General features: G+C 56.5%; 23 protein-coding genes. 19 read left to right on the plus strand and 4 right to left on the minus strand.

Annotated elements, in window-relative coordinates; genetic code table 11:
* Nucleotides 1-3 precede the first annotated feature (3 nt).
* From CMQ96_RS10830 to murJ, 3 genes are all read left to right on the plus strand, one after another.
* The gene (locus tag CMQ96_RS10830; protein WP_049089972.1) at nt 4-651 is read left to right on the plus strand and encodes a YceH family protein; all 648 of its coding nucleotides are present in this window, start codon (nt 4-6) and stop codon (nt 649-651) included.
* Between the two features lie 2 nt (nt 652-653).
* Complete coding sequence (locus tag CMQ96_RS10835; protein WP_049130249.1) at nt 654-1,577, plus strand: Gfo/Idh/MocA family protein; 924 nt, start codon at nt 654-656, stop codon at nt 1,575-1,577.
* A 112-nt stretch (nt 1,578-1,689) separates the two neighbouring features.
* Entirely contained in the window at nt 1,690-3,225 is a 1,536-nt protein-coding gene (murJ, locus tag CMQ96_RS10840; RefSeq protein WP_004137225.1) for a murein biosynthesis integral membrane protein MurJ, read from the plus strand.
* Nucleotides 3,226-3,277: 52 nt separating this feature from the next.
* Here the strand turns inward: murJ and CMQ96_RS10845 are convergent, their stop codons facing one another.
* Nucleotides 3,278-4,492: an MFS transporter gene (locus CMQ96_RS10845; protein ID WP_024359551.1), complete on the minus strand. Its 1,215-nt coding sequence runs from the start codon at nt 4,490-4,492 to the stop codon at nt 3,278-3,280.
* 109 nt (nt 4,493-4,601) lie between these two features.
* On the opposite strand from CMQ96_RS10845, the gene CMQ96_RS10850 reads away from it, so the two are divergent.
* On the plus strand, nt 4,602-5,537 hold the full coding sequence (locus CMQ96_RS10850) for a LysR family transcriptional regulator (RefSeq protein ID WP_024359550.1): 936 nt from the start codon (nt 4,602-4,604) through the stop codon (nt 5,535-5,537).
* 35 nt (nt 5,538-5,572) lie between these two features.
* Here CMQ96_RS10850 and rne read toward each other — a convergent pair whose 3' ends face one another.
* Nucleotides 5,573-8,821 carry a ribonuclease E gene (gene rne, locus CMQ96_RS10855; protein WP_082237292.1) on the minus strand — a complete coding sequence of 1,083 codons (3,249 nt, stop codon included), beginning with the start codon at nt 8,819-8,821 and terminating at the stop codon, nt 5,573-5,575.
* A gap of 697 nt (nt 8,822-9,518) precedes the next feature.
* Here rne and rluC point away from each other — a divergent pair.
* A complete protein-coding gene (gene rluC / locus CMQ96_RS10865; RefSeq protein ID WP_004132333.1) occupies nt 9,519-10,472 on the plus strand; it encodes a 23S rRNA pseudouridine(955/2504/2580) synthase RluC in 954 nt (317 codons plus the stop codon).
* A 12-nt stretch (nt 10,473-10,484) separates the two neighbouring features.
* Here rluC and CMQ96_RS10870 read toward each other — a convergent pair whose 3' ends face one another.
* Nucleotides 10,485-11,630, minus strand: coding sequence for a dienelactone hydrolase family protein (locus tag CMQ96_RS10870; RefSeq protein WP_098066797.1), 1,146 nt, complete (start codon nt 11,628-11,630; stop codon nt 10,485-10,487).
* 190 nt (nt 11,631-11,820) lie between these two features.
* Entirely contained in the window at nt 11,821-12,405 is a 585-nt protein-coding gene (locus CMQ96_RS10875; protein WP_004132337.1) for a nucleoside triphosphate pyrophosphatase, read from the minus strand.
* 141 nt (nt 12,406-12,546) lie between these two features.
* On the opposite strand from CMQ96_RS10875, the gene yceD reads away from it, so the two are divergent.
* The 14 genes from yceD (at nt 12,547) to ptsG (ending at nt 25,058) form a co-directional block, all read left to right on the plus strand.
* Nucleotides 12,547-13,068: a 23S rRNA accumulation protein YceD gene (yceD, locus tag CMQ96_RS10880; protein WP_004131393.1), complete on the plus strand. Its 522-nt coding sequence runs from the start codon at nt 12,547-12,549 to the stop codon at nt 13,066-13,068.
* A gap of 16 nt (nt 13,069-13,084) precedes the next feature.
* Nucleotides 13,085-13,258: a 50S ribosomal protein L32 gene (gene rpmF, locus CMQ96_RS10885; RefSeq protein ID WP_004101077.1), complete on the plus strand. Its 174-nt coding sequence runs from the start codon at nt 13,085-13,087 to the stop codon at nt 13,256-13,258.
* A 79-nt stretch (nt 13,259-13,337) separates the two neighbouring features.
* On the plus strand, nt 13,338-14,435 hold the full coding sequence (plsX, locus tag CMQ96_RS10890; RefSeq protein ID WP_071830712.1) for a phosphate acyltransferase PlsX: 1,098 nt from the start codon (nt 13,338-13,340) through the stop codon (nt 14,433-14,435).
* Between the two features lie 53 nt (nt 14,436-14,488).
* Nucleotides 14,489-15,442 (plus strand): beta-ketoacyl-ACP synthase III, encoded by a 954-nt coding sequence (locus CMQ96_RS10895; protein WP_004131395.1) that lies wholly within the window; start codon nt 14,489-14,491, stop codon nt 15,440-15,442.
* 15 nt (nt 15,443-15,457) lie between these two features.
* Nucleotides 15,458-16,387 carry an ACP S-malonyltransferase gene (gene fabD, locus CMQ96_RS10900; RefSeq protein WP_004132345.1) on the plus strand — a complete coding sequence of 310 codons (930 nt, stop codon included), beginning with the start codon at nt 15,458-15,460 and terminating at the stop codon, nt 16,385-16,387.
* Between the two features lie 12 nt (nt 16,388-16,399).
* Nucleotides 16,400-17,134 carry a 3-oxoacyl-ACP reductase FabG gene (gene fabG, locus CMQ96_RS10905; protein WP_004131399.1) on the plus strand — a complete coding sequence of 245 codons (735 nt, stop codon included), beginning with the start codon at nt 16,400-16,402 and terminating at the stop codon, nt 17,132-17,134.
* A gap of 210 nt (nt 17,135-17,344) precedes the next feature.
* Nucleotides 17,345-17,581 carry an acyl carrier protein gene (gene acpP / locus CMQ96_RS10910; protein ID WP_000103754.1) on the plus strand — a complete coding sequence of 79 codons (237 nt, stop codon included), beginning with the start codon at nt 17,345-17,347 and terminating at the stop codon, nt 17,579-17,581.
* A gap of 89 nt (nt 17,582-17,670) precedes the next feature.
* Complete coding sequence (gene fabF, locus CMQ96_RS10915; protein ID WP_004132347.1) at nt 17,671-18,912, plus strand: beta-ketoacyl-ACP synthase II; 1,242 nt, start codon at nt 17,671-17,673, stop codon at nt 18,910-18,912.
* A 143-nt stretch (nt 18,913-19,055) separates the two neighbouring features.
* Complete coding sequence (pabC, locus tag CMQ96_RS10920; RefSeq protein ID WP_098066798.1) at nt 19,056-19,865, plus strand: aminodeoxychorismate lyase; 810 nt, start codon at nt 19,056-19,058, stop codon at nt 19,863-19,865.
* Between the two features lie 2 nt (nt 19,866-19,867).
* A complete protein-coding gene (gene yceG, locus CMQ96_RS10925; RefSeq protein WP_098066799.1) occupies nt 19,868-20,890 on the plus strand; it encodes a cell division protein YceG in 1,023 nt (340 codons plus the stop codon).
* Nucleotides 20,880-21,521: a dTMP kinase gene (tmk, locus tag CMQ96_RS10930; RefSeq protein WP_004132353.1), complete on the plus strand. Its 642-nt coding sequence runs from the start codon at nt 20,880-20,882 to the stop codon at nt 21,519-21,521. The genes yceG and tmk overlap by 11 nt, the downstream gene beginning before the upstream one ends.
* Entirely contained in the window at nt 21,518-22,522 is a 1,005-nt protein-coding gene (gene holB, locus CMQ96_RS10935) for a DNA polymerase III subunit delta' (RefSeq protein WP_064342464.1), read from the plus strand. The genes tmk and holB overlap by 4 nt, the downstream gene beginning before the upstream one ends.
* Before the next feature lie 10 nt (nt 22,523-22,532).
* Nucleotides 22,533-23,327 carry a metal-dependent hydrolase gene (locus CMQ96_RS10940; RefSeq protein WP_024359544.1) on the plus strand — a complete coding sequence of 265 codons (795 nt, stop codon included), beginning with the start codon at nt 22,533-22,535 and terminating at the stop codon, nt 23,325-23,327.
* Between the two features lie 297 nt (nt 23,328-23,624).
* Nucleotides 23,625-25,058, plus strand: coding sequence for a PTS glucose transporter subunit IIBC (ptsG, locus tag CMQ96_RS10945; RefSeq protein ID WP_004132359.1), 1,434 nt, complete (start codon nt 23,625-23,627; stop codon nt 25,056-25,058).
* The last annotated feature ends 11 nt before the right edge of the window (nt 25,059-25,069 follow it).

A 25,069-nucleotide genomic window follows, 5' to 3' on the forward strand; every position in this document is an offset into this window, starting at 1 on the left:
ATCATGAAATATCAGTTAACCGCGCATGAAGCGCGGGTCATTGGCTGCCTGCTGGAAAAGCAGGTCACCACGCCGGAGCAGTACCCTCTATCGGTTAACGCGGTGGTCACCGCCTGTAACCAGAAAACGAACCGTGAACCGGTGATGTCGCTCAGCGAAAGCGATGTCCAGGATCTGCTCGATACCTTAGTGAAGCGCCATTATTTGCGAACGGTCAGCGGTTTCGGCAATCGGGTGACCAAATATGAACAGCGCTTCTGCAACTCTGAATTTGGCGATCTGAAATTATCCCCGGCGGAAGTCGCTATTATTACCACCTTGCTGCTGCGCGGGGCGCAGACGCCCGGTGAACTGCGCGGTCGCGCGCAGCGGATGCATGAATTCAGCGATATGGCGGAGGTTGAAAGCGTCCTAGAAAACCTGGCGACGCGGGAAGATGGCCCCTATGTCGCGCGTCTGCCGCGGGAGCCTGGCAAGCGTGAAAGCCGCTATATGCATCTGTTCTGCGATGATATGGATTCACTGATAACCGTCGTTGAGGCCGTGTCGCCCGCTGGCGACGATCTGCAGATGCGCGTAGAGGCGCTGGAAGCGGAAGTCGCCGAGCTGAAAGCGCGCCTGGATTCACTGCTGGCTCACCTGGGAGATTAAGCATGTCGGCAAAACTACGTATAGGAGTGGTTGGCCTGGGCGGTATTGCACAAAAGGCGTGGCTACCGGTGCTGGGGGCCGCCGATGGCTGGACGCTACAGGCGGCGTGGTCGCCGGGCAAAGAGAAAGCGCTGCGTATCTGCGAAACCTGGCGGATTCCCTATGCGGATTCTCTGGAGCAACTGGCGGCGCAGTGTGACGCCGTGTTCGTGCATACTTCCACGGCTTCACATTATGAAGTGGTTTGTCGGTTGCTGAATGCCGGCGTTCATGTCTGCGTTGATAAACCGCTGGCGGATAAGCTCAGCGATGCGGAGACGCTGGTTGAGCTGGCCGCCCGCCGTCATCTCACGCTCATGGTCGGGTTTAATCGCCGTTTTGCTCCGCTCTATCGCGAGTTGAAGGCGCAGCTCGGAAACGCAGCCTCGCTGCGGATGGACAAACACCGCAGCGACAGCGTCGGCCACGATCTGCGCTTCACGCTGCTGGATGACTATCTGCACGTGGTGGATACGGCCTTATGGCTGGCGGGCGATATGGCGCGTTTAAGCGGCGGAGCGCTGCACACCACGGCTCAAGGCGAGATGCTGTATGCCGAACATCATTTCACGTCCGGGATGATACAGATCACAACCAGTATGCACCGCCGCGCCGGAAGCCAGCGGGAGTGGGTTCAGGCGGTGACCGACGGCGGCTTATATGAAGTCCGCGATATGCGAGAGTGGCAGGAGGAGCGGGGACGCGGAGTGATACAGCGCCCAATTCCCGGCTGGCAGACCACCCTTGAGCAGCGAGGCTTCACCGGCTGCGCGCGGCATTTTATCGAATGCGTGCAAAATCAGACGGTTCCTGAAACGTCCGGGGAGCAGGCGCTGCTGGCTCAGCGGGTGGTGGATAAACTCTGGCGCGAAGCGATGAGCGAATAATCCGTTGTAACAACTGGCAGTAGTAATTCAGTATGAACCCGGTAGACTATCGCCACTTTCCCGCGCCCGCATTTGCGGGCGTTCTACTTCAGGGTTGTGGAATAACACGTTAATGAATCTATTAAAATCACTGGCGGCCGTCAGTTCGATGACCATGTTTTCGCGCGTGCTGGGCTTTGCGCGCGATGCGATTGTCGCACGTATTTTTGGCGCGGGGATGGCCACCGACGCCTTCTTCGTTGCTTTCAAACTCCCGAACCTTTTACGACGTATTTTTGCTGAAGGCGCATTTTCTCAGGCTTTTGTGCCGATTCTTGCTGAATATAAAAGCAAGCAGGGCGAGGATGCGACCCGCGTTTTCGTCGCTTATGTATCCGGATTGCTGACGCTGGTTCTGGCGCTGGTCACCGTTGCCGGTATGCTGGCGGCGCCGTGGGTGATTACCGTCACCGCGCCGGGGTTTGCCGATACGCCGGAAAAGTTCGCCCTGACCACTCAGCTCTTGCGCATCACTTTTCCCTATATTCTGCTGATCTCCCTGGCGTCGTTAGTTGGCGCTATCCTGAATACCTGGAACCGCTTTTCGGTTCCCGCTTTTGCCCCGACCTTCCTTAACGTCAGCATGATTGGCTTTGCGCTGTTTGCGGCCCCCTATTTTAATCCGCCGATGCTGGCAATGGCGTGGGCGGTAACGGTTGGTGGTATTTTGCAGCTTGCCTGGCAACTGCCGCATCTGAAAAAAATCGGCATGCTGGTGCTGCCGCGGGTCAACCTTAAAGATGCTGGCGCGGTGCGGGTGGTGAAACAGATGGGGCCGGCGATTCTCGGCGTCTCAGTCAGCCAGATATCACTGATCATTAACACTATCTTTGCCTCATTCCTCGTTTCCGGCTCCGTGTCGTGGATGTACTACGCCGATCGTCTGATGGAGTTTCCGTCCGGCGTGCTGGGCGTGGCGCTGGGGACCATTCTGCTGCCGTCGCTATCAAAAAGCTTCGCCAGCGGCAATCACGATGAATACTGCCGTTTGATGGACTGGGGATTGCGCCTGTGCTTCCTGCTTGCGCTACCGAGCGCGGTGGCGTTAGGGATCCTGGCCAAACCGCTGACGGTTGCGCTATTCCAGTACGGGAAATTTACCGCTTTTGATGCCGCGATGACCCAGCGTGCGCTGGTGGCGTATTCTGTCGGGCTGATGGGGCTTATTGTGGTGAAAGTGCTGGCACCCGGATTCTATTCGCGCCAGGACATTAAAACGCCGGTGAAAATTGCTATCGTCACGCTGATTATGACGCAGGTGATGAACCTCGCCTTTATTGGCCCACTGAAGCACGCTGGTCTGTCGTTGTCCATTGGTCTGGCGGCCTGCCTGAACGCCGCGCTGCTCTACTGGCAGCTGCGGAAACAGAAAATTTTTACGCCTCAGCCGGGCTGGTTCCTGTTCCTGCTGCGCCTGGTGATTGCGGTGATTATCATGTCAGCGGCGCTGTTGGGCGTGATGTACCTGATGCCGGAGTGGTCGCAGGGGACGATGCCGTTCCGCCTGCTGCGTTTAATGGTGGTCGTAGTCGCGGGTGTTGTCGCCTATTTCGCCACGCTGCTGCTGCTGGGATTTCGCGTGAAAGAGTTTGCTCGCCGTACGGCCTGAGCTGACTGAACGCAGTAAAAGCCGCTCTGCAGTTGCTGCAGAGCGGCTTTTTTTATCTGACGGTTCGCTGCGCGGATACGACCCTGGCGCTTTCCAGCAGGCGGATCCCGAGGGCAATCGCGCCGGTGATGACGGCCAGCGTCACCACACCGCTCCAGCCGGCCACAACATACAGTTTGCTTCCCAGCACTGAACCCAGCGACATGCCAATAAAGACGCCGGTGAACAGCAGCGCATTGAGACGACCGCGCGCCTGAGGTTCCAGGCCATACACCAGATTCTGGTGAGCCACGAGGCTGGATTGCAGTCCAAGATCAAAACCGACGGCCGAAATGGCAATCAGGATCAGTTGCCCATGCGGCGGCAGTGCAGGCAGCAGAAACATCAGGGCAAACGAAACGGTAACCAGCGCGGCCCCCATTTGCGTGACTTTTTCCGCGCCGAACTTGTCGGCCAGGCCACCGGCCAGCGGCGCGGCGAGCGCCCCGGCGGCACCCGCTATACCAAAACCGCCGGCTACCGCGCTGCCCATCTGATAGTGCGCCAGCAACATGACCGCAAGCGTTGACCAGAAAGCGCTGAAGGCGATAGAGAGGAATCCCTGAGCGAATGCGGCGCGACGCAGGGCCGGATAGCGTTTCCACAGATGGGCCATCGATTTCATCAGCTGCGGATAGCTCAGGGTTGAGTGAATCTCAAAGCGCGGCAGGACGCGCCACATCACCAGCCCAATCAGCGCGATGCTGACCGCCGCCGCCTGATACATCACCCTCCAGCCGAATAGGGCGCCCACCAGTCCGCTGACGGTACGCGACAGCAGGATCCCCAGCAGCAGGCCGGTCATCACCGTCCCCACCATTTTCCCTTGCTTGCCCGCAGGAGCCAGAATCGCGGCTGCCGGTACGATATCCTGCGCCATGGTCGCGGCCATACCGATAAGCAGGCTGACAATCAGCAGGGAGGTCAGCTGACCGGTGAGGCTGCAAAGTAGCAGAAGGACGGCCAGCGCGGCGCTTTTCATCAGGATCAGTTTCCTGCGGTCGTGACGGTCGCCAAGCGGGAGAAGAAACAGTATGCCCAGCGCGTAGCCGGCCTGGGTCAGAGTCGGAACCAGACCCATGCCCTCAACGCTCAAATGCAGGTTAGCCCCCATCAGGGGTAACAGCGGTTGCGCGTAATAGATTGAGGCGACGCTGAAGCCCGCGCCCAGCGCAAGGATGAAAATAACCCACCCGGCGGCGCGGGTGGTGAGTGGAACTGGTGTCATGATGGATTCCTCTTAGAAGCGATGGCGCTATTTTTCCCCTAATCGCGCTGGCGCGGTAGATAGCCCGGTGGTAAAACGGTTATACGTTAAACGTATAGGCAAAATAAAAATGAAGAGGCAAGAGCGTATAGATCGTATCGAACTGATGCGTACCTTTATTCGTATTGTCGAGGCCGGTTCTCTCTCCGCCGCAGCGGCGCAGATGAATACAACCCAGGCGACGGTAAGCCGACGGCTTCAGTCACTGGAGGCGTTGCTTGGCGCAAAGCTGATTCTGCGTACCACCCACGCGATGAAGCTGACCGATGATGGTGAGCGCTGCTATCAGCACGCCCGCCAGGTCGTCGATGCCTGGCTGGCGCTCGAGGACGACCTGCGGATCACCGATGATCGGCCCGTGGGAATATTACGAGTGCGGGCGCCGCATGCGTTCGGTCAGCAGCAGCTGCTGGGGCCGCTGGTGGATTTTTTGCAGCGCTATCCCCAGCTGTCGGTGGAATGGATGCTGAACGATAAGACGGTTGATTTCCTGAGCGAGGGTATCGACTGCGCGATTCGCGTGGGAGCGGAGGTGGATCCGGCTACGGTATCGGTATTGCTGGCCGAGGTTCCACGCAGCGTAGTCGCGTCTCCGACGCTGCTGGCGAACTCGCCGCCGTTAAGCGCGCCGCAGGAGATGTCGATGCTGCCGTGGATAGCCATCAGCACGTTTTATCAGCACGAGGTGACGCTGCGGTCTCAGACGGATGAACAGATCGCCACCTTCGGTATCGCGCCGTGCCTGAGTACCGATAGCGTGCATGTCGCGCGTAATACCGCGCTGGCGGGGCTGGGCGCGGCGATCGTATCGAGCTGGGCGGTCGTGGAGGATATCGCCGCCGGGCGTTTGGTGGAGCTGTTCCCGCAGTGGCGAGCCTCGCCGCTGCCGGTCCACCTCGTCTATCCCTGGGCGCGCTACTATCCGACGCGGTTGCGTAAGTTTCTCGATCTGATGCGCGAGGTCATGCCTCAGGTAGCGGGGATGCAGCGGCCGGAAGGGGAATAAAAAAAGACCGGCCGCCAGGGCCGGTCTTGTAGAGGTTACTCTACGGACTGCGGACGGGTAGGTCCGGCAGTGGCTTTATGCGTGGCGCTATGGCCGCCAGCAGAGCCTTTACCGTCAAAATCAAAGTTCGGGCGAACCCAATCGCTTTGACGCGGCGCTTCAGGCACGTAGTCTGGTGCAGGCGCACGCGTCATCGGCGCCGTCGCGTGACGATTGGCGACCTTAACTACCGGCGCGGCTTCGACAGCTGGCTTAGCCTCCACCACCGGCTCCGCTACTGGCGCTGGCGCGGAAACGACAGGTGCTTCTTCAACAACCTCAGGCGCTTCTTCGGCTGCAGCAGGTTCGGCTACAACGGGTTCAGACACAGGGGCCGTTGCTTCCGGCTCGACGGCGTCTTTCGCATCAACTTCGACGGCTTCTGCGACAACGTCTTCGACTACGGCTTCATCGGCTTTTGCAATCAGCTGCGGCTGTTCATCAACCGGGGTGGCGATAGCTTCCGGATGGGTAGTTTCAACGACCGGGACTTCCGGTTCGTTAATCACCGCCACAGGTTCGGAGATGGCTGCGCTATCTTCTGCTGCTGCCGGCGCAATGACTTCAGAAACAACCGGCTCGGCGGCAGCCGCTGGCGTAATGATCGGCTCAGCCGCAGCGACGGAGAACTCCTGAACCGGAGCGTCTTCCTGCTGCTGGTCCTGCGGACGAACCACCGGATAGCGGATCCACACTTTACCAGACGCCATTTCCGGCGATGCGCAGGCAACGGTCAGCGGCATCGGGGATTGCGTCGGGTAACGCTCATCACGGTAGCGACGACGGCGCTGGCCGCTTACGCGCAGGTGACGAGGCGAGCGACGCGAACGGCGCGGCATGCCGTTAGATTCGCGGGCTTCACCGTTGTCGTCATGTTCCGCAGCTGTCTCAACGACCGCCGGCAGATCGACTTTTGCCAGTTCAGTACGTGGAGCAACGGTTTCCGGCTGGACGACAGGCGCTTCGGTTACCTGCGCTGCGGCTACCGGCTCGACAACCTGCTCAGCGGCAGCCGATTCGAAACGAACCTTCTGCGCCAGCTGACGCGGTTTACGACGCGGCATAGTCTGGACGCGTTCTTCCTGCTCGCTATCCTGTACGATTGGCTCTTCACGGGTTTGCGTTTTGGCTTCCTGCGGAACCTGACGTTTATCATCGTTACGACGACGATTACGTTCGCGGCGCGGCTGCTGCTCGTCGCGAGCTTTGCCTTTTTCGCTATCTTCTACCGTGGTCTGGCGAATTTCGCGTGGCTCGGCGTTCTGCTGCTTCTCACGACGGTTACGGCGGTTTTCTTCGCGAGACTCCCGGCCTTCGCTATTCTCGGCACGACTATCACGGTTATCACGACTATCGCGATTATCCCGGTTGTCACGACGGTCATTGCGATCGCGGCGGTTGTTAGAACGCGGTTTACGACGCTCCTGCTGACGTTCGGATTTCTCTTCCGCTTTTTTCTCAACCTGAACTTCTGCCGGTTTAGTCTCTTCCGCGCCGGAGAACATATTTTTCAGGGCGCTGAAGAAGCGGGCAATCAGACCAGGCTGGGCCGGCGCTGCGGCCTTCGGTGCGGATGCGGCAGGCGTAACGGTAGCTGTTGCCCTCGTCGGCTCTTCCTGTGCCGGAGCCGGAGGGGCTTCAGGCATGACAAAAGCGGCCAGCGCCGGTTGTTCCGGAAGCTTACGCTCGGCCGGCTCTTCATCAGAAGGCATGGCCATCTCTTCTTCGTGCAGTTTCGGCAGCAGATAGCTCAGCGTGGAGGTTTCTTCGCCTTTACGCACGCGCAGAACGGAGTAGTGCGGCGTTTCCATCTGGTCGTTTGGTACGATAATGACGCGCACATCGGTCTGACGGGTTTCAATCGCGCTTACCGCAGCACGTTTTTCGTTCAGCAGGTAAGAGGCAATCGGCACCGGCACGATAGCGTGAACTTCTTTGGTGTTCTCTTTCAGCGCTTCTTCTTCAATCAAACGCAGAATGGAAAGCGACAGCGATTCGTTATCGCGCACGGTACCCGTTCCGCTACAGCGCGGGCAGACATGATGGCTGGACTCGCCGAGCGACGGGCTCAGGCGCTGGCGCGACATCTCCAGCAGTCCAAAGCGTGAAATATGGCTGATCTGGATCCGCGCTCGGTCCTGACGGACGGCTTCGCGCAGGCGGTTTTCCACCGCACGCTGATGGCGAACCGGGGTCATATCGATGAAGTCGATAACGATCAGGCCGCCAAGGTCGCGCAGACGCAGCTGACGAGCGATTTCATCTGCCGCTTCCAGGTTGGTGTTAAACGCCGTTTCTTCGATGTCGCCGCCGCGGGTGGCGCGTGCGGAGTTGATATCGATAGCGGTCAGCGCTTCGGTGCTGTCGATAACAATAGAACCGCCGGAAGGCAGACGCACTTCACGCTGGAAAGCGGATTCAATCTGCGATTCGATTTGATAGTGGCTGAACAGCGGGATTTCCCCGGTGTACAGCTTAATTTTGCTGCTAAAATCCGGACGACCCAGCGCCGCGATGTGCTGGCGAGCCAGCTCAAGCACTTTCGGGTTATCAATCAGAATTTCGCCGATATCCTGGCGCAGATAGTCGCGGAACGCGCGCACAATCACGTTGCTTTCCTGATGGATCAGGAACGGAGCAGGGCGATTTTCTGCGGCTTTCTGGATGGCTTCCCAATGCTTCAGGCGGAAGCTTAAGTCCCACTGCAGCGCTTCGGCGGACTTGCCGACGCCGGCGGTGCGAACGATAAGTCCCATGCCGTCCGGCAGCTCAAGGCTGGCCAGCGCTTCTTTAAGTTCGGTGCGATCGTCACCCTCGATGCGGCGTGAAATACCGCCAGCGCGTGGGTTATTCGGCATCAGCACCAGATAGCTGCCCGCCAGGCTAATAAAGGTCGTCAGCGCGGCGCCTTTATTGCCACGCTCTTCTTTATCAATCTGGACAATAACTTCCTGACCTTCACGCAGCACGTCCTTGATGTTCGGACGACCATGAGAATTGTAATTGGCAGGGAAGTATTCGCGGGCGATTTCTTTAAGAGGGAGGAAACCATGACGCTCGGCACCATAATCAACAAACGCGGCTTCGAGGCTAGGTTCTATACGAGTGATTTTGCCTTTGTAGATGTTCGCTTTTTTCTGTTCGTGCCCGGGGCTTTCGATATCCAGGTCGTACAGGCGCTGCCCATCAACAAGGGCGACGCGCAACTCTTCCTGCTGAGTTGCGTTGATTAACATTCTTTTCATCGTAACTTACTCATTATTCTTACATTGACGACTAAGCTACGGGCAGAGTAACGCCTTACCGGGGGAAACCGATGGCCTCGTGTCTGTTTCACGTCGCCAACCTCACGGTTGTCGCGCGCTTAAGAGGCGCAGAGTGTCGGTCGCCTGTATTTCAAACGGAAACACAGCGCAATTATCAGGGGAACTGCCTGGGATGTATCACCAGAGAAGATTCCATTTATACCCATCGTTTTTCACGTAGCCGGCGTGGCGGCTTAACCTGCTCATCTTAATCATTTGATCCAGATGAGCGCCGGGATATCCCAGTGTGAACGCCTTCCTGCGCCGTGAAATCCATAGAGCCTGTACCGGTAAGGACTGCAACCCGCAGCCCGCTAACTGTCTGAAAGATCAATACGTCTTACGCCATTGCTGCGTTGATGATCGGTCAGACAAAATTGGTCATTCCGCTAATTTCTTGTTCTAACAAGTTTCAGTACGGAATACTGCATCATTATTCCATTGCTAAGCTTGTTATAGCAAGTTGACTTTCACCTTTTATCACCCGGTTACTCACAGTTTTTTCACCCGCGTATACAGATTGTTCTAATAACAAACAAAACGATGATGAAGCATACGGTGAAATCCGGATGATGATAAATATAAGCATATAAAAATGAGTGGCGCTAATGCGTCGGGCTATTTAAAATCGCGCACCATGAAAACTGAGATCCCAAGCGTAAAAATGGTTGCCATTGCTGATGATGAAGCCGGGCAACGTATCGACAACTTTTTGCGTACGCAGCTGAAGGGCGTACCGAAGAGCATGATTTATCGCATCTTGCGTAAAGGCGAGGTGCGGGTTAACAAAAAGCGCGTGAAGCCGGAATATAAGCTGGAAGCCGGCGACGAAGTGCGCATCCCGCCGGTCCGCGTATCTGAGAAAGAAGAAGAGGCGGTCTCTCCGCACCTGCAAAAAGTGGCCGCGCTGGCCGATGTGATTTTATATGAAGACGATCATATTCTGGTGCTTAACAAGCCTTCAGGCACTGCGGTCCACGGCGGCAGCGGGCTGAGCTTTGGCGTGATCGAAGGTTTGCGCGCGCTGCGCCCGGAAGCGCGTTTCCTGGAACTGGTGCATCGCCTTGACCGCGACACCTCTGGCGTTCTGCTGGTCGCCAAAAAGCGCTCAGCGCTGCGTTCCCTGCATGAGCAGCTGCGCGACAAAGGCATGCAGAAGGATTACCTGGCGCTGGTGCGCGGGCAGTGGCAATCGCATACTAAAGTGGTGCAGGCCCCGCTGCTGAAAAATATTCTGCAGAGCGGTGAGCGTATTGTGCGGGTTAACCAGGAGGGGAAACCTTCTGAGACGCGTTTTAAAGTCGAAGAGCGTTTTACCCATGCGACGCTGGTGCGCTGCAGCCCGGTAACCGGTCGTACGCATCAAATCCGCGTGCATACGCAATATGCCGGCCATCCCATCGCTTTCGACGACCGTTACGGCGACCGTGAATTTGATAAGCAGCTGGCAGGCACCGGCCTTAACCGACTGTTTCTCCATGCGGCGGCGCTGAAGTTTACCCATCCGGGGAGCGGCGAGATAATGCGCGTTGAAGCGCCTCTGGATAATCAGCTTAAGCGCTGCCTGCAGGTTTTGCGTAGCGCCAAATAACCGCCATCAGGCTCAGGGCTTGAGCCACCTGGCAAGCCAGGGGAAAACCTCATCCTGCTGTTCTTTATAAAAGACGTGGCCCAGTTCCGGCCACGTCTTCGTTTCCAGCTTATCCTGCGCGTTTTGCGACCCCCACACTGTATGCAATTTTGCGAAGGCATCGTTAACGGCTTCTGCCGGGAACAGCTTATCCTTGCCGCCGTTATAAATGAGCATCGGTTTTGGCGCGGCGATGCTGGCGATATCGGGAATGTCGAGACGGCCGGATAAGCCTGGATGAAGCATATAAAAGGCCGATTGCCCGCGCAGGACGTTGTTGCCCGGCTGCATCAGGCCGCGCCAGGTACCAAACCAGGAGATAACGGCAGTCGCGGCCACTTTGTCAGACAGGGCGGCCAGTTGCCAGGCGCGAAAGCCCCCCATTGAGAAACCCAATACCCCGATGCGTGTATTATCCACCGCTGTTAAAGTACTGACGAAATCAACGGTACGCAGATCTTCATAGGCGACTTCACCTGCCAGCGAACGTCCAAGGTTAAAGTAGTTACTGGCCAGGGCCTGCTGCTGCTCGTAGACCATAGGCCCTCGATCTCCCCAGCCTGGGCTATCGATGGCTATCACGACGTAACCACGCTGCGCCAGTTCATCGCCGATGAACCGGCCGCTGAAAAATTTATCCGCCCACGCCTGGGCGCTGGCTAGCCGCGCGGCGTCACTCCAGGGGCGGATCAGCTTCTCCTTACCAATGTCAAACTTTGAGCCATGATCGTGTAACAGGACAATAGCCGGGTGAGGGCCGGGTGATTTTGGCGTCAACATCAGCGCGGCAATCCTGTTATCGTCGGTTACGTTGAAGGCCAGCTTCTCGGCGATATAGGTTCCCCGGTCTTCTCTCATGAGCGTTTGCGGCTCGAAGGGGATTGTCGACGCCGGGGTCAGCAGAGACTGCCGAAGCAGCATACGAGCCTGCTGTCGCCATTGATTAAAATTATGAGAGTGGCCAGAGAGCCACGAGTCCGGGTAGGTCATCTGCGCTTTCAACTGCTGCCACGAGGCGGGTAGATTGCCCTCTACGATGCCCTGGCGTTGCCAGTCATTGGCGTTGGCGCTGGCGGCGGCCAGCAGGGCGAGGGACAAAACCGTAGCGCGGGTAGGCATAATAGCTCCATTTAAAAATAAAACATCGTTTCATTATTTAATTGGATTGTAGTGGCGCTGGAAAAATAAACTGTGACAGGCGATGCATTAATTAAGTTGGAGTAAAACAGGCTCCGCGCCGCCGGTCAGCGGCTAAAACGTTGCTTAAAGGCGGCTGACGGCCTCATAAAGAGGCCACATGAAATCGCGGTCAAGTGAGCAGAGGGTTACACTCCTCCCGGCGCAGCATCTGGCAGAGGGCAATGAGCGGCAAACCGACCAGCGCGTTGGGATCGCGTCCCTCGAGGCGGTCGAACAGCGTGATGCCTAACCCTTCGCTTTTAAAGCTTCCGGCGCACTGCAGCGGGTTTTCCTTGCGGATATAGCTCTCAATTTCCTGGTCGCTTAAACGGCGGAAATGAACGTCGAAAGGTTCGCATTCGGTTTGCAGGTGACCGTTGGCGGAATTGTACAGCGCCAGGCCGGTATAGAACGTGACGATGGTGCCGCTGGCCTTTCTCAACTGGCGATGGGCGTTTTCTTCCGTGTGCGGTTTGCCGGTAATTTCACCGTCCAGGACGCAAACCTGATCGGAGCCTATAATGAGGTGCTGAGGGTAGCGCGCGGCAAGGGCCTGCGCCTTTGCCTGCGCCAGACGCAGCACCAGCTGGCGGGCGGGTTCGCCGGGCAGCGGGGTCTCATCAACTTCCGGCGCCGCGCATTCAAAAGGCACCGACAGTTTTTCCAGCAGCATTCGCCGCCAGGGCGAGGTTGACGCGAGGATTAGTTCAGACATATTTTTTCATCCACATATAGCGCTTCGCAGAGCATCATTTTAAACTATGCGCCGCAATGTGTGCGAATAAATGGCAAAAGGCAACCTGAGGCTGCCTTTTTCTTTGACTCTATGACGTTACAAAGTTAATATGCGCGCCCTATGCAAAAGGTAAAATTACCCCTGACTCTCGATCCGGTTCGCACGGCTCAAAAACGCTTAGATTACCAAGGTATCTATACCCGTGATCAGGCTGTGCGTGTCGCTGATTCTGTTGTCAGCGTGGACAGCGATGTGGAATGCAGCATGTCGTTCGCTATCGATAACCAACGTCTTGCCGTGTTAAACGGCGATGCGACGGTGTCGGTAACCCTCGAATGTCAGCGTTGCGGGAAACCGTTCCCCCATCATGTCCACACAACGTATTGTTTCAGCCCCGTCAGAAATGACGAACAGGCCGAGGCACTGCCGGAAGCGTATGAGCCGATTGAGGTTAACGAATTCGGTGAAATCGATCTGCTGGCGCTGGTTGAAGATGAAATCATCCTCGCCTTGCCCGTAGTTCCGGTGCATGATTCTGAACACTGTGAAGTGTCCGACGCGGACATGGTCTTTGGTGAACTGCCTGAAGAGGCACAAAAACCAAATCCATTTGCCGTATTAGCCAGCTTAAAGCATAAGTAATTGAGGAGTAAGGTCCATGGCCGTACAACAGAATAAACCAACCCGTTCCAAACGTGGCATGCGTCGTTCCCATGACGCGCTGACCGCAGTCACCAGCCTGTCTGTAGACAAAGCTTCTGGTGAAAAACACCTGCGTCACCACATCACTGCCGACGGTTTCTACCGCGGTCGCAAGGTTATCGCTAAGTAATCACGCGAAAGCGTGATGAAGCTTAGTGAGGATTTCCCCGGGTAACTGGGGAATAACCGAACCGGGCAGCGACGATACCTTGACACGTCTAACCCTGGCGTTAGATGTCATGGGCGGGGATTTTGGCCCTTCCGTGACAGTGCCTGCAGCATTGCAGGCACTGAACTCTAATTCACAACTCACACTTCTTTTAGTCGGCGATCCCGACGCTATCGCGCCATTACTTGCCAAAGCTGATTTTGAACAACGTTCACGTCTGCAGGTTATCCCTGCGCAGTCGGTTATTGCCAGTGATGCTCGACCCGCGCAGGCCATTCGCGCCAGTCGCGGCAGCTCAATGCGCATCGCGCTGGAGTTAGTAAAAGAAGGGCGGGCGCAGGCCTGCGTCAGCGCGGGTAACACCGGCGCGCTGATGGGGTTGGCGAAGCTGCTGCTTAAGCCCATTGAGGGAATTGAGCGCCCCGCGCTGGTCACCATGCTACCGCATCAGTTGAAGGGCAAAACGGTGGTGCTGGATTTAGGCGCTAACGTCGATTGCGATAGCACGATGCTGGTGCAGTTTGCCGTTATGGGGGCGGTTCTTGCCGAAGAAGTTATCGGTATTAAGGATCCCCGGGTTGCGCTTCTGAATATCGGCGAAGAAGAGATGAAAGGTCTCAGCAGCATTCGTGACGCGGCGGCAGTTTTGAAAACCCTGCCAACCCTCAACTATATTGGGTATCTGGAAGCCAACGAATTGTTGACGGGCAAAACGGATGTTTTAGTTTGTGATGGATTCACGGGCAACGTCACATTAAAAACGATGGAAGGTGTTGTCAGAATGTTCCTTTCACTGTTGAAATCACAGGGAGAGGGGAAAAAAAGGTCGTGGTGGCTGCTTTTATTAAAGCGTTGGTTACAAAAAAGCCTGTCGAGGCGATTCAGTCACCTCAACCCCGACCAGTATAATGGTGCCTGTCTGTTAGGATTACGCGGTTCCGTGATTAAAAGTCATGGGGCTGCCAATCAGCGCGCTTTTTGCGTCGCGATAGAGCAGGCAGTGCAGGCTGTGCAGCGGCAGGTTCCTCAGCGAATTGCCGCTCGCCTGGAATCTTTATACCCTGCAGGTTTCGAATTGCCTGAAGGCGGCAGAAGCGGAAGTTCCAGGCCTCAAACCCGGATGACCGGAAACGACTGACGCCTCGCAGTTTGAGTTAACCCGGTATATTACCCAAGAGTGACTGAGCGTACATGTATACGAAGATTATTGGTACCGGCAGCTATCTGCCTGAGCACGTGCGTACGAACGCTGAACTGGAAAATATGGTTGATACGTCTGACGAGTGGATTGTTACTCGTACCGGTATCCGCGAGCGTCGTATTGCCGCACCGAATGAAACAGTTGCTACGATGGGCCTTGAAGCCGCTAAGAATGCGCTGGATATGGCGGGCGTCAAGCCGGAGCAAATTGGTCTGATTATTGTTGCGACTACCTCCGGTACCCATGCGTTTCCTAGCTCGGCTTGCCAGATTCAATCAATGCTGGGTATCAAAGGCTGCCCGGCGTTTGACGTTGCTGCGGCCTGCGCGGGTTTCACCTACGCGCTCAGCGTTGCCGATCAATACGTGAAAAACGGCGCGGTTGATTACGCTTTGGTGATTGGCGCTGACGTGCTGGCGCGCACCTGTGATCCTGCCGATCGCGGAACCATCATTATTTTTGGCGATGGCGCTGGCGCCGTTGTGCTGGGCGCTTCTGAAGAGCCGGGCATTATCTCTACGCATCTGCATGCGGATGGGAGCTACGGCGAACTGCTGACGCTGCCGAACGCCGATCGCGTCGAACCGGAAAACCCGATCTATCTGACGATGGCGGGTAATGAAGTCTTTAAGGTTGCGGTGACCGAACTGGCGCATATCGTGGACGAGACTTTAGCCGCGAATAATCTCGAGCGTTCGGCGCTGGACTGGCTGGTGCCGCATCAGGCCAACCTGCGCATTATCAGCGCCACGGCGAAGAAGCTGGGAATGTCGATGGATAATGTCGTCGTCACGCTCGACCGACACGGCAATACCTCGGCGGCTTCCGTTCCTTGTGCGCTGGATGAAGCCGTTCGCGATGGCCGCATTCAACGTGGTCAGCTTATTCTGCTGGAAGCCTTTGGTGGCGGGTTCACCTGGGGTTCCGCGCTGGTTCGTTTTTAGGATAAGGATTTAAACATGACGCAATTTGCTTTTGTGTTCCCGGGACAGGGCTCTCAGAGTGTCGGGATGCTGTCAGATATGGCGGCCGCTTACCCGGTAATTGAAGAGACGTTCCGTGAAGCCTCTGCGGCGTTGGGTTACGATCTGTGGGCGCTTGCGCAGCAAGGCCCGGCGGAAGAATTGAACAAAACCTGGCAGACTCAGCCGGCGCTGCTGACCGCTTCCGTTGCGCTGTATCGCGTCTGGCAGCAGCAGGGCGGTAAAACGCCTGTTCTGCTGGCGGGCCACAGCCTCGGCGAATATTCTGCGCTGGTATGCGCAGGCGTTATCGATTTTGCCGATGCCGTACGCCTGGTTGAGATGCGCGGCAAGTTTATGCAGGAAGCGGTACCGGAAGGTACCGGCGCGATGTCCGCGATCATCGGGCTTGACGACGCGGCGATTGCGAAAGCCTGCGAAGAGTCTGCCGAAGGGCAGGTCGTCTCTCCGGTGAACTTTAACTCGCCAGGGCAGGTTGTTATTGCCGGTAACAAAGAAGCCGTAGAGCGCGCTGGCGCAGCCTGTAAGGCTGCGGGCGCTAAACGTGCGCTGCCGCTGCCGGTCAGCGTACCGTCCCACTGCGCGCTGATGAAGCCTGCGGCGGAAAAACTGGCCGTTGAGCTGCAGAAAATCACCTTTAACGCGCCGACGATTCCGGTAGTGAATAACGTCGACGTGCAAAGTGAAACGGCGCCTGATGCTATTCGTGATGCCCTGATCCGCCAGCTGTATAGCCCAGTTCAGTGGACCAAAACCGTTGAGTTTATGGCTTCACAGGGCGTAGAGCATCTGTATGAAGTTGGCCCGGGTAAAGTCCTCACCGGCCTGACTAAACGTATTGTTGACACCCTGACCGCTTCCGCGCTTAACGAGCCGGCGGCGATGTCTGCGGCGCTTGAGCAATAAAAGAGGAAAACCATGAGTTTTGAAGGAAAAATCGCGCTGGTTACCGGTGCAAGTCGCGGGATTGGCCGCGCAATCGCTGAAACGCTCGTTGCCCGTGGCGCGAAAGTTATCGGGACTGCGACCAGCGAAAGCGGCGCGCAGGCGATCAGCGATTATTTAGGTGCTAACGGTAAAGGTCTGCTGCTGAATGTGACCGATCCTGCATCTATTGAATCTGTTCTGGGAAATATTCGCGCAGAATTTGGTGAAGTTGATATCCTGGTGAACAATGCCGGGATCACTCGTGATAACCTGTTAATGCGCATGAAAGATGATGAGTGGAACGATATTATCGAAACCAACCTGTCATCTGTTTTCCGTCTGTCAAAAGCGGTAATGCGCGCTATGATGAAAAAGCGTCATGGACGTATTATCACTATCGGTTCTGTGGTTGGTACCATGGGAAATGCGGGTCAGGCCAACTACGCTGCGGCGAAAGCGGGTCTGATTGGCTTCAGTAAATCACTGGCTCGCGAAGTTGCGTCCCGCGGTATTACTGTAAACGTTGTTGCTCCGGGCTTTATTGAAACGGACATGACGCGTGCGCTGACCGATGAGCAGCGTGCGGGTACGCTGGCGGCAGTTCCTGCGGGGCGCCTCGGCTCTCCAAATGAAATCGCCAGTGCGGTGGCATTTTTAGCCTCTGACGAAGCGAGTTACATCACCGGTGAAACTCTGCACGTCAACGGCGGAATGTATATGGTCTGACCGAGATTTGCGCAAAACGCTCAGGAACCGCGCAGTCTGTGCGGTTCACTGTAATGTTTTGTACAAAATGATTTGCGTTATGAGGGCAAACAGCCGCAAAATAGCGTAAAATCGTGGTAAGACCTGCCGGGATTTAGTTGCAAATTTTTCAACATTTTATACACTACGAAAACCATCGCGAAAGCGAGTTTTGATAGGAAATTTAAGAGTATGAGCACTATCGAAGAACGCGTTAAGAAAATTATCGGCGAACAGCTGGGCGTTAAGCAGGAAGAAGTTACCAACAATGCTTCCTTCGTTGAAGACCTGGGCGCTGATTCTCTTGACACCGTTGAGCTGGTAATGGCTCTGGAAGAAGAGTTTGATACTGAGATTCCGGACGAAGAAGCTGAGAAAATCACTACTGTTCAGGCTGCCATTGATTACATCAACGGCCACCAGGCGTAAGTGAACATCTCCAGGCGGTCATTCGACCGCCTGAGTTTTATCTACATTTTGTCCCACAAGAATCTATTTTCCCTCCCTGGAGGACAACCGTGTCTAAGCGTCGTGTAGTTGTGACCGGACTGGGCATGTTGTCTCCTGTCGGCAATACCGTAGAGTCTACCTGGAAAGCTCTCCTTGCCGGTCAGAGTGGCATCAGCCTGATCGACCATTTCGATACTAGCGCCTATGCAACGAAATTTGCTGGCTTAGTAAAGGATTTTAACTGTGATGACTTCATCTCGCGCAAAGAGCAGCGCAAGATGGATGCCTTCATTCAATATGGAATTGTCGCTGGCATTCAGGCCATGCAGGATTCTGGCCTTGAAGTGACGGAAGAGAATGCTACCCGCATCGGCGCCGCTATTGGTTCCGGTATTGGCGGGCTTGGCCTGATCGAAGAAAACCACAGTTCGCTGGTAAAAGGCGGACCGCGTAAGATCAGCCCATTCTTTGTTCCTTCCACAATCGTTAACATGGTGGCCGGGCATCTGACCATCATGTTTGGTCTGCGTGGACCAAGCATTTCCATCGCAACCGCATGTACTTCTGGCGTACACAACATTGGTCACGCCGCGCGCGTTATCGCCTATGGCGATGCTGACGCAATGGTCGCCGGTGGTGCGGAAAAAGCCAGTACCCCGCTGGGCGTAGGCGGCTTTGGTGCAGCGCGCGCGCTGTCCACTCGCAATGACAACCCGCAGGCGGCAAGCCGTCCGTGGGATAAAGAGCGTGATGGTTTCGTGCTGGGCGACGGCGCCGGCATGGTCGTGCTGGAAGAGTACGAGCACGCGAAGAAACGCGGTGCGAAAATCTATGCTGAAATCGTCGGTTTTGGTATGAGCAGCGATGCCTACCATATGACTTCACCGCCGGAAGATGGTGCTGGAGCAGCGCTGGCGATGGTGAACGCCATTCGCGACGCGGGTATTGACGCAAGCCAGATTGGCTACGTCAACGCCCACGGTACCTCTACGCCGGCGGGCGATAAAGCAGAAGCGCAGGCGGTGAAATCTGTCTTCGGCGACGCTGCCAGCCGCGTAATGGTGAGCTCGACTAAGTCAATGACCGGCCACCTGCTCGGTGCAGCGGGCGCAGTAGAGTCTATCTACTCCATCCTCGCGCTGCGCGATAGCGCCGTTCCGCCAACCATCAACCTGGATAACCCGGATGAAGGTTGCGATCTAGACTTCGTCCCGCACGAAGCGCGCCAGGTAAGCGGTCTGGAGTATACCCTGTGTAACTCCTTCGGCTTCGGCGGCACTAACGGCTCGTTAATCTTTAAAAAGGTGTGATGCGCGCCTGACGTAACATCTCGGTTGACGTCAATGCCCATCGAAAATTGGCCCGCTTGTCGGGCCTTTTTTATTCGGTTTTCTCCGCTTGTTCAATGTCTCTCCTCCTGCGAAACTAACCGGCCAGCGATAAGGAGTCTTTTATGTTTTTAATCAATGGCGCTGAAAGTGAAACGCTCGCGGTGAACGATCGCGGCGTGCAGTTCGGCGATGGCTGCTTTACCACTGCGCGCATCCTCAGAGGCCAGGTTCAACTGCTGTCAGCCCATCTGGCCCGCCTGCAGACGACTTGTGAAAAGCTCTTTATCCCCTATGACGACTGGGTGCTATTAGCGCAGGAGATGGCGCGTCTGGCGCAGCCTCATCAGGATGGCGTGCTGAAGGTCATCATCACTCGCGGAGCGGGCGGCCGCGGCTATAGCGCCGCGGGCTGCGTCAATCCCACGAGAATTCTCAGCGTGTCGCCCAGGCCGGCCCACTATCTGCGCTGGCGCGAGGAGGGGATTTCCCTGTCGCTGAGCCCTGTCAGGCTGGGACGCAACCCTTCACTCGCCGGACTCAAGCACCTTAACCGGCTGGAGCAGGTGCTGATTCGTTCTCATCTTGAGCAGACGGACGCCGATGAGGCGCTGGTCCTTGACAGCGACGGGTGGCTTACGGAATGCTGTGCCGCGAACGTATTCTGGCGTAAAGGATCCGACGTCTTTACCCCGCGCCTCGATCAGACGGGGGTCAACGGTATTATGCGCCAGTACATTCTCGCTAAGCTGGCACCATCGCCGTTTCGCGTTGTCGAAGCCACCATGCGTCCCGAGGCGTTACGCGAAGCCGATGAGGTCGTGGTCTGTAACGCCTTAATGCCGCTGGTGCCTGTTCGCCGCTGGAACGATAAATGTTGGTCCGCCCGCGAGCTTTACCATTTTTTAGCCCCTTTGTGTGAGCTGCCTGATTAGTCATGAAGAAAATGTTACGTTTCATCCTGCTGTTGGTGGTGGTGCTGGGCATTGCCGCGGGCATCGGTATGTGGAAAGTTCGCCAGCTGGCGGACAGCAAGTTGCTGATTAAAGAAGAGACTATCTTTACTCTTGCCACCGGAACGGGGCGCCTGGCGCTTGGGCAACAGCTGTATAGCGATAAAGTCATTAACCGACCGCGGGTTTTCCAGTGGCTGCTGCGCATCGAGCCTGAGCTCTCCCATTTTAAAGCCGGAACCTATCGCTTCACGCCTGATATGACGGTCCGCCAGATGCTGCAGCTGCTGGCCAGCGGCAAAGAGGCGCAGTTTCCGCTGCGCTTCGTTGAAGGGATGCGGGTGAGCGATTACCTGCGCCAGCTGCGCGATGCGCCTTACGTCAAGCATACGCTGGCGGATGATAGCTATGAAACCGTCGCGAAGGCCCTTGATCTCGAGCATCCTGACTGGATCGAAGGCTGGTTCTGGCCGGATACCTGGATGTATACCGCCAATACCAGCGATGTGGCGATCCTTAAGCGGGCGCATCAGAAGATGGTTGCCGCGGTCGATAAAGCCTGGGAAGGGCGGATGGAGAATCTGCCGTATCACGATAAGAACCAGCTGCTGACAATGGCCTCGATTATCGAAAAAGAGACGGCGGTATCGGACGAGCGCGACCGCGTCGCATCGGTATTTATCAACCGTTTACGGATCGGTATGCGCCTGCAAACCGATCCGACCGTGATTTACGGGATGGGTGAGAGTTATAATGGCAAGTTGACGCGTAAAGACCTGGAAACCCCAACCGCTTACAATACCTACGTCATAAACGGCATGCCGCCGGGACCGATCGCCGCACCGGGCGAGGCCTCGCTAAACGCCGCCGCGCATCCGGCGAAAACGCCGTACCTTTATTTTGTCGCGGATGGGAAGGGCGGACATACGTTTAACACTAACCTGGCCAGCCATAACCGCTCGGTCCAGGACTATTTGAAAGTACTTAAGGAAAAAAATGCGCAGTAACTATATCGTCATCGAGGGCCTGGAAGGCGCAGGGAAAACCACCGCGCGTGATTGTGTGGTAGAGACGCTAAAACAGCTGGGCGTTAGCGATATGGTGTTTACCCGCGAACCGGGCGGCACCATTCTGGCCGAGAAGCTGCGCAGCCTGGTGCTGGATATTCAGTCCACCGGCGATGAAGTGATTAATGATAAAGCGGAAGTGCTGATGTTTTACGCGGCGCGCGTACAGCTGGTGGAGACGGTTATCAAACCCGCTCTGGCGCGCGGTCAGTGGGTCATCGGCGATCGTCACGATCTCTCAACCCAGGCTTATCAGGGCGGCGGTCGCGGAATTGATCAGACGATGCTGGCGACCCTGCGTGACGCGGTACTGGGAGACTTTCGTCCCCATCTGACGCTTTACCTTGACGTGACTCCGGAAGTCGGCCTGAAGCGCGCCCGCGCCCGCGGTGAACTTGACCGAATCGAGCAGGAGTCGCTGGATTTCTTTAATCGTACCCGCGCGCGCTACCTTGAACTGGCGGCGCAGGATCCCACTATACGCACCGTTGACGCTACCCAGCCGCTGGAGGCCGTGAAGCGCGACATTCGGGCGGTAGTGAATCAGTGGGTCGCGGAGCAAGGCGCATGAAATGGTATCCGTGGTTACGCCCGCCCTTTGAACAGCTGGTTGCCAGCTATCAGGCGGGGCGCGGCCACCATGCGCTAATGGTTCAGGCCCTGCCGGGCATGGGTAGCGATGCGCTGATTTATGCGCTTTGTCGCTTTCTGATGTGCCGCCAGCCGGAAGGGCATAAAAGCTGCGGTCATTGCCATAGCTGCCAGCTGATGCAGGCCGGCACCCATCCAGATTATTATGCGTTGACCCCGGAAAAGGGGAAGAGCTCGCTCGGCATCGATGCCGTGCGCGAAGTGAGCGAAAAGCTCTATGAACACGCCCGGCTGGGCGGCGCGAAGGTGGTGTGGATCGGCGATGCCGCCATGCTGACCGACGCGGCGGCAAACGCGCTGCTAAAAACGCTGGAGGAGCCGCCGGAGAATACCTGGTTCTTCCTGGCCTGTCAGGAACCCGCGCGCCTGCTGGCGACGCTGCGCAGCCGCTGTCGGTTATTTCACCTCGCTCCGCCTTCAGAACGCTACGCGCTGGCGTGGTTAGAGCGTGAAGTGACAATGTCACAAGACGCGCTGCTCGCGGCGCTGCGGCTGAGCGCCAACGCGCCAGCGGCGGCGCTGGATCTGCTTCAGGAAGCTCACTGGGCACCGCGGCAGCAGCTTTGCCAGATTCTCGGAAATATTTTAACCCACGGCGACTGGCTGACGCTGTTGCCGATGTTAAACCATGAACAGGCCGCGATTCGCCTGCACTGGCTGGCATCGCTGCTGGTCGACGCGCAAAAAAGGCAGCAGGGGATTACCCTTATCAGCAATCCTGATGTCTGGCCTCTGGTCAATCAGCTGGCCGCTGCGCTGCCGGCGGCGCGCCTGCAGGCGATCGCGCGCGACGTCAGCGCCTGCCGCGAGCAGCTGCTGAGCGTGGTCGGCATTAATCGCGAACTGCTGCTAACCGAGCGCCTTCTGCGCTGGGAACATTACCTGCAACCCGGGGCGGTCCTTCCCGTATCCCATCTCTGAGAGAGACATCATGTTTTTAGTCGACTCCCATTGCCATCTCGATGGCCTGGATTATCAAGCGCTGCATAAAGATGTGGACGATGTGCTGGCAAAGGCCGCCGCGCGCGATGTGAAATTTTGCCTGGCGGTTGCCACGACGCTGCCGGGATACCGCGGTATGCGCGAACTGGTGGGCCAGCGTCGCGACGTCGTTTTCTCCTGCGGCGTGCATCCGTTAAACCAGGATGAAGAGTATGACGTTGAAGAGCTGCGCCAGCTCGCCGCAGACGACGGCGTGGTCGCGATGGGCGAAACCGGGCTCGATTATTTCTACACGCCGGAAACGAAAGCGCGTCAGCAGGCGTCCTTTCGCGACCATATCCGTATAGGTCGGGAGCTGAATAAACCGGTTATCGTGCATACCCGCGATGCCCGCGCCGATACGCTGGAAATTTTACGCGAAGAAAAAGTGACGGATTGCGGTGGCGTACTACACTGTTTCACTGAGGATAGGGAGACCGCGGGTAAGCTGCTGGATATGGGGTTCTACATCTCGTTTTCCGGCATTGTGACGTTCCGAAATGCGGAGCAGCTTCGCGATGCTGCGCGCTATGTCCCTCTCGATCGCCTGCTGGTAGAGACCGATTCGCCGTATCTGGCGCCGGTACCGCATCGCGGTAAAGAGAACCAGCCGGCCATGGTCAGGGACGTCGCCGAGTATATGGCGGTGCTTAAGGGCGTATCGCTGGAGCAGCTGGCGCAACAGACCACGGAAAATTTCGCTACGCTTTTTCATATCGACCCCTCCCGGCTGCAACCTCTCTGATATTGCTTATTATTTTAAGGCTCGTAATTAATAGCCAAAGCGAGTAAAGTTCACCGCCACAAATGGGGCGGTGAAGGTTTTTTGGCAACATTCAGACACGAGTTATGTAAACCAATGTAAGTTTTTAATGGATGTCTGATTGAAACGTGATAGCCGTCAAACAATCATCCCGGTAATTATTTTACTCTGTGTAATAAATAAAGGGCGCTTAGATGTCCTGTCCACGGCGCGGTTCTCCCCCCGAGCCAATGCGTGAAAACGTAAAAAAGCACCAAATACTCAGGAGCACTCTCAATTATGTTTAAGAATGCATTTGCTAACCTGCAGAAGGTCGGTAAATCGCTGATGCTGCCGGTATCCGTACTGCCTATCGCAGGTATCCTGCTGGGCGTCGGTTCCGCAAACTTCAGCTGGCTGCCAGCCGTAGTTTCCCACGTCATGGCGGAAGCGGGCGGTTCGGTCTTCGCTAACATGCCGCTGATCTTTGCTATCGGTGTCGCACTTGGCTTCACCAACAACGACGGCGTATCCGCTCTGGCATCGGTCGTCGCTTACGGCATCATGGTAAAAACCATGTCCGTGGTTGCACCTCTGGTCCTGCATTTACCTGCTGAAGAGATTGCGGCTAAACACCTGGCGGATACCGGCGTACTCGGCGGTATTATCTCCGGTGCCATCGCAGCGTACATGTTCAACCGCTTCTACCGCATCAAGCTGCCTGAGTATCTGGGCTTCTTTGCGGGCAAGCGTTTTGTGCCAATCATCTCCGGCCTGGCAGCGATCTTCACTGGCGTGATCCTGTCCTTTATCTGGCCGCCGATCGGTACCGCAATCCAGACTTTCTCCCAGTGGGCCGCCTACCAGAACCCGGTTGTCGCGTTCGGTATCTATGGCTTCATTGAGCGCTGCCTGGTGCCGTTTGGTCTGCACCACATCTGGAACGTTCCTTTCCAGATGCAGATTGGTGAATACACCAACGCGGCAGGTCAGGTATTCCACGGCGATATCCCGCGCTATATGGCAGGTGACCCGACTGCGGGCAAACTGTCCGGCGGCTTCCTGTTCAAAATGTACGGTCTGCCGGCTGCTGCTATCGCTATCTGGCACTCTGCAAAACCAGAAAACCGCGCGAAAGTGGGCGGTATCATGATCTCCGCAGCGCTGACCTCGTTCCTGACCGGTATCACCGAGCCGATCGAGTTCTCCTTCATGTTCGTTGCGCCGATCCTGTACATTATCCATGCGATTCTGGCAGGCCTGGCCTTCCCGATCTGTATCCTGCTGGGTATGCGTGACGGTACTTCGTTCTCTCACGGTCTGATCGACTTTATCGTTCTGTCCGGCAACAGCAGCAAACTGTGGCTGTTCCCGATAGTCGGCATCTGCTATGCGATCGTTTACTACGTGGTGTTCCGCGTGCTGATCAAAGCGCTGGATCTGAAAACCCCGGGTCGTGAAGATGCAACCGAAGACAGCAAAGCTGGCGCCACCAGCGAAATGGCTCCGGCACTGATTGCCGCTTTCGGCGGTAAAGAGAACATTACTAACCTTGACGCATGTATCACCCGTCTGCGCGTCAGCGTGGCGGATGTGGCGAAAGTTGATCAGGCTGGCCTGAAAAAACTGGGTGCCGCAGGCGTGGTTGTTGCAGGTTCAGGCGTTCAGGCTATTTTCGGTACCAAATCCGATAACCTGAAAACTGAAATGGATGAATACATCCGCAGCAACTAAGTTGTGATATG

The sequence above is a fragment of the Klebsiella sp. MBT K-1 genome, assembly GCF_002556465.1.
Lineage (GTDB): Bacteria > Pseudomonadota > Gammaproteobacteria > Enterobacterales > Enterobacteriaceae > Klebsiella > Klebsiella grimontii.